This is a genomic window from Actinacidiphila oryziradicis (assembly GCF_005047355.1).
In the GTDB taxonomy this organism is placed as follows: Bacteria; Actinomycetota; Actinomycetes; order Streptomycetales; family Streptomycetaceae; genus Actinacidiphila; species Actinacidiphila oryziradicis.
In genome coordinates, this window is sequence record NZ_SUMC01000237.1 from 1 (window position 1) to 4,670 (window position 4,670).

Genomic DNA, 4,670 nt, shown 5'->3' on the forward strand with positions numbered 1-4,670 from the left:
TAATGGTGACGTCGGGTATCGGAACTGTCCGAATGCCTTGGTCACAGCGGTGAAATGGGAGTGCGTCCCGGTGGGGATCCCGGCAGGATGCGATCATGGTTGCCCCCTTGGACGTCCCGCGCTTGGTTTCAGGCGACAGTTTCGTGCTCCGCTCCTGGGAGCTCGGCGATCTGCCTCTCGTCCGGGAGGCGTCGAGCGACGATTACATCCCGTTGATCACGACCGTCCCGTCGGCGTACTCGCAGGAGGCGGGCGAAGCCTTCGTCCGACGGCAGTGGGAGCGGGCGTCTACTGGTAGTGGGTATCCGTTCGTCATCGTGCGGGTTGAGGACGGTCGGCCGCTCGGGACGGTCGGCCTGTGGCTGAGAGAGTCGAACGAGGGCCGCGCGTCGCTGGGCTACTGGGTGGTCGGGTCAGCTCGTGGCCAGGGGGTTGCTGCGGAAGCCCTTCGAGCGGTCGCTGCCTGGGCCCTTGGTGACCTGCAGATTCCCCGTCTTCAGCTGTATGTCGAGCCGTGGAATGCCGCGTCACAGCGGACGGCTGAGCGTGTGGGCTTCCAGCGTGAGGGCCTGCTTCGCAGTTGGCAGCAGGTGGGTGAGGAGCGTCGAGACATGATCATGTATTCGATGCTGGGGATTGATCTGTCCTGACTGGCCGCTGGCTGACTTCGGCGGCGTAGTTGGCCCAGTCGCCCGCGGAGAGACGTTGCCAGGCGACGGCGACGTCGGTGTGGATGCCCAGGGTGCGGGCGAGGATCGCGGCGGGGATCTCGGTGGCGAGCTGGAAGAGCGCGGTGCTGCGGGCCTCATTGGGCCGGATCCCGAGCTGATTCAGGCGCTGTGTCAGCTGTGTGGTGCTGATCGGCCGTCCGGGCTGGCCCCCGGGGAAGAGCCAGGGTGATGGGGCCAGGGCCCCAATGGTCGCGTGGCCCTTGCGGTTCGCAGCGACGACCCGGACCAGTTCGGCGACGGGCTCGGGCAGCTGGACGGGTGCGTCGCCGAGGTGGAGACGTACCTCCTGAGCGCCGATCTCGACGTCCTCGATGGTCAACCGGCCGATTGCTGCTGCCCCTTGGGCATAGAGGAGAAGAAGCAGCCCTGCGAGGCGGTCTTCGGGCTTGAGGGTGTCGTCGTGCAGGAGCCGGCGTGCGACGTTCCATCGATGCTCGTTATTGAGCGGCTGCGTGGGGCCGTTCCAGCGGATGGCGGGGACGTGGACGGTGGTGAGCTTGTTGGTGCGAGCCCAGCGAATGAAGTGCCCGGCCGTTTGTCGGTAGGTGGCGGAGTCGTCGGTGAGCCACCGGTCGAGGTTGGCCTGCCGGCAGGTGTCCAGGGTGAGGTCGTGGGCCTTCAGCCACTTCAGGAAGGCGACGGCCGCGTGGGTGCGTTGGCGTGCGGATATGAACTGCTGCGGGGTGATGGGGCGGCCGTTGTTGCGTCGGCGAAGTCGCCGGACCAGGTGCCAGATCGCGTACTGATGCAGGACTTTGCGTTGCCCGGGGTCCTGCTGGGATGCGAGGAGGTCGGTGAGGAACCGTTCGAGGCGGACCATGTACTCGTCGCGCTCGGGCAGGGCGCCGACGCCGACCAGGACTTGGCGGAGGTGGGCGAGGGGCGGGCTGTCGGGCAATTCGTCGAGGGCCTCGTGGGTGAGGGCTCGTCGGCCGGCCGCGAGGTCGGACAGGACCGGGGAGACGGACGGCTTGTTCAGCCACCGCCTGGCGGTGATGGGGTGCTCGGTGGTGGAGATGTTGCGCCGGAGGGCTTCGAGGCCGGGGTGGAGGGCATTGGACGGAGGGCCCAGCAGTTCGTTGAGGTGCCGGTTAATGAGGCAGCGGGCGCACTGGCCGGGGTGCGGGTAGTCGGGGTCGTTGCAGGTGGGACAGGTGTGCCAGACCTCAGGGGCGGTGCAGTCCGCGCAAAGGGGCTGGTCGAGCGTGCCGGAGACGACCGCCGCGACGCCTCCGCAGGCCGAGCACGGCGAGGAGTGGCGCTGACAGTCTGGGCACCACGCTCGGCCCGTGGTGCGTGAGGTGCCGCAGGGCTTCTCCTCGCCGCAGATGCTGCAAGTCGCGGTGGGCAGGGAGGGGCAGCCCGAGCAGAGAGGACCGTCCGGCGTGCGGGTGTTCACGACTTTTCGTCTGCCGCAGTTGATGCAGGGCTCCAGGTTCGCCGGGTCGTTGACCAGGCAGTTCGGACACAGCGGCCGACCTTGGTCGTCACGGGTGGCAGGCTCTCGGCGGGCTCCGCAGCCTGAGCACTCCTCGATGCGGGAGTGGGCGATGCAGGTGCGGCAGACCCGCTGTCCGTCCAGGGGCTTGTCGATGCGTACGACTCTGTGGCAGCCGGGACAGGACGGCCGGACGATCCCGGCGACGCCGGCCTCGTGCAGCAAGTCGATCAGCCGGAGGATCGCGCGGTGGGGTGCGAGGTGGCCGTCCCCGGTCAGCAGGGCGGGATGGGATTCCAGGGCCCAGGCGAGTTTCTGCTGGTAGGAGGGTCGGGGTGCCGATCGGTGGACCGCGTCGGCAATCACTTCCTGCCCGGCTTGCGGGTCCAGTTCGGCGATCAGGGCGCCGATCACCGCGATGGGGTCGCGTCCGTCGGTGTCCGGGCATTTGCCGCATCGTGGCTGCCCGGCCCGGTCGCGTGAAGCGACCCGGCGGGTGTTTCCGCAGGCAGCGCAGAGCTCGGGCTGTGGTCCGCAGTTCCAGCAGTACCAGTCCTGGCCACGGCGCTGGAGGGTGCGCAACTGTCTGCCGCACTCGGCGCAACACGGCGGCGAGATGGCCTGGGCTCCGGCCTCACGCATGGCGATGAGCAGGTCACCGACGGCCCTGGGCGCCGGAGAGCAGCCGTCGGCCAGCACGCTGGGATGCTCGGCCAGATGCGCCGCGAGGCGGCGTGACTTCGCGCGGCCGCCCGCGACGCTGATGACCACGGTGCGGATCCGGTCGGGCTCCAGCTGATGTTCGACGGCCGTGACCAGGCCCACGATCAGTCCGATCGGGTCGACGACGGCTAGATCGGGACGCCCGGGTGCGGTCACGACTTCTCGAGGCCGCGGATGCGGGCTCGCTTGGGCCGCAGGTCACCGACGCCGGCCTCTGCGCCAACAGCCTTCTTTGTCCGGGTAGTTGATTCGGCACTGGCTGCGGCCACCGGCTCGATGAGGTTATCCATGGTGCAGTCGAGGATGTCGAGCAGGGCCATGAGGATCTTCAGGCTGAGCCGTTCGGGGCGCTCGACGACGAGCCGGTAGACCTGGCTGGAGGACAGGGTGATGCCGCGTTCGTCCAGCAGCGGGATGAGGTCGGTGGTGGAGAAGAGCCCGCGGTCGGCCATGATTTTGCGCAGGTGCCAGTGGTAGTCCAGCTTCGCGGCCATCAGCGGTCCTTGTCTGCGGAGGTCGGGGCGAGCGCGGGAGCAAGTGCCTTGTGGAGCATGGTGTTCATGAAGTCGTCGCTGACGTGGGTGTAGATGGCGGTGGAGCTGTCATTTTCGTGACCGACTTGCTGCTGTAGAAACCGCCGGTCAACCCCGTCCTCCGTGAGGTGGGTGACGTAGGCGTGGCGAGCGGAGTGGACGGTCAGCTCCTTTGGGAGCTTCAGGGCGTCGCGGTAGGCGACGAACCGGGCGTTGATCTCTGTCGGCTTGACCCGGCCGCCCCGCTCGGTCACCCACAGCGCGGGGTGGTCCTCGCAGCCGAACCGCGGCCGTACGTTCTCCACATAGTCGGCGACCGCCTCCACCGCCCAGTCCATCACTGACAGCACGTTCCGACGTCGGGGCGACTGGCCCTTCTTAGCCTTGCCGTAGCGGACGTTGAGCGTTCCGTACCGGCCGAACTGCGGAGCTTTCGAGTTCCGCCCGAAGTCGACCACATCCAGTTTGGACGTCTCGGTGCGGCGGAGCCCCCATCCGTAGATGACCTTGAAGAGGGTGGCGTCGCGGTAGGCGGCGAGGGCTCCTTTGCGCTTGGCCCGTACCGCCCGTTCGACCTGGTCGTCGGCGTAGTCGAGGAAGCGCTGAATCTCCTCGCGGGTGAACGGCCTCGCCTCGGGGCGGCCCTCGTAGTCGTTGAGGTGGGCGATGGTGTTCCACTCGTGGCAGATAGCCACCGGGTGGGTGCCGAAGGCGTCCTCGCAGGCCACCGCCCAGCCGTAACGGCCGTCGATCAGGAACTCGCTGAACAGGCGCAGGCTGCCCTGGTAGCTGCGGATGGTGGAGGACGCGAGGTGCTTCTCGCTGGTCAGCCACAGTGACCACTCATCCACGTGGCCAGGTGTCCAGGCCCACGGGTACTCGTTGGTGTGCTCTAGAAACCGGCGCACGAGTCGTTCTCGGGGAGTGACCGTGTCCTCGCGGAGCCCACGAGCTGCCTGTTGGGCCCGCCAGCCTCGCAGCATCGCCTCGACCATCGCGTCCTGCGGACGCAGCTGGACCACTCCGGAGACCAGCTCCAGATGGGCCGCCCCCGCCAGGTCGGCACGTCGCTGAAGACCCACTTTCGCCCTCCCTTCCAGAGGGCAAATCCTGCATCAGATGGGAACTAATTGCCAAACTCCCAGCTCAGGCCGCCAAGTTGTAGGAGGATGGAGACCCCGTCGGACCGCGCTCTGACCTCGTGACCTGCGGGTTCTCACCCGTCTGATGCAATTCCCGAGGGTT

At 67.8% G+C, this 4,670-nt stretch carries 4 protein-coding genes; 1 reads left to right on the plus strand and 3 read right to left on the minus strand.

Translation table 11 applies throughout. The features are described 5' to 3' along the window. Nucleotides 1-107: 107 nt before the first annotated feature. The gene (locus FCI23_RS54110) at nucleotides 108-650 is read left to right on the plus strand and encodes a GNAT family N-acetyltransferase (RefSeq protein ID WP_246144910.1); all 543 of its coding nucleotides are present in this window, start codon (nucleotides 108-110) and stop codon (nucleotides 648-650) included. On the opposite strand, the gene FCI23_RS54115 is transcribed toward FCI23_RS54110, so the two are convergent. Genes FCI23_RS54115 through FCI23_RS54125 form a run of 3 tightly spaced genes read right to left on the minus strand, consistent with a single transcriptional unit; the run spans nucleotide 616 to nucleotide 4,507 of the window. Beyond that, on the minus strand, nucleotides 616-3,048 hold the full coding sequence (locus FCI23_RS54115) for a phage integrase family protein (protein ID WP_136731547.1): 2,433 nt from the start codon (nucleotides 3,046-3,048) through the stop codon (nucleotides 616-618). The genes FCI23_RS54110 and FCI23_RS54115 overlap by 35 nt on opposite strands. Next, nucleotides 3,045-3,386: a helix-turn-helix domain-containing protein gene (locus tag FCI23_RS54120; RefSeq protein ID WP_211265894.1), complete on the minus strand. Its 342-nt coding sequence runs from the start codon at nucleotides 3,384-3,386 to the stop codon at nucleotides 3,045-3,047. Before FCI23_RS54120 ends, FCI23_RS54115 begins: the two co-directional genes overlap by 4 nt. Beyond that, on the minus strand, nucleotides 3,386-4,507 hold the full coding sequence (locus FCI23_RS54125; RefSeq protein WP_136731549.1) for a tyrosine-type recombinase/integrase: 1,122 nt from the start codon (nucleotides 4,505-4,507) through the stop codon (nucleotides 3,386-3,388). Before FCI23_RS54125 ends, FCI23_RS54120 begins: the two co-directional genes overlap by 1 nt. Between the last annotated feature and the right edge of the window lie 163 nt (nucleotides 4,508-4,670).

What these genes read in the sequence shown, in the direction of transcription:
- FCI23_RS54120 (WP_211265894.1), bottom strand. Translation starts at nt 3,386, where the DNA reads ATGGCCGCGAAGCTGGACTACCACTGGCACCTGCGCAAAATCATGGCC.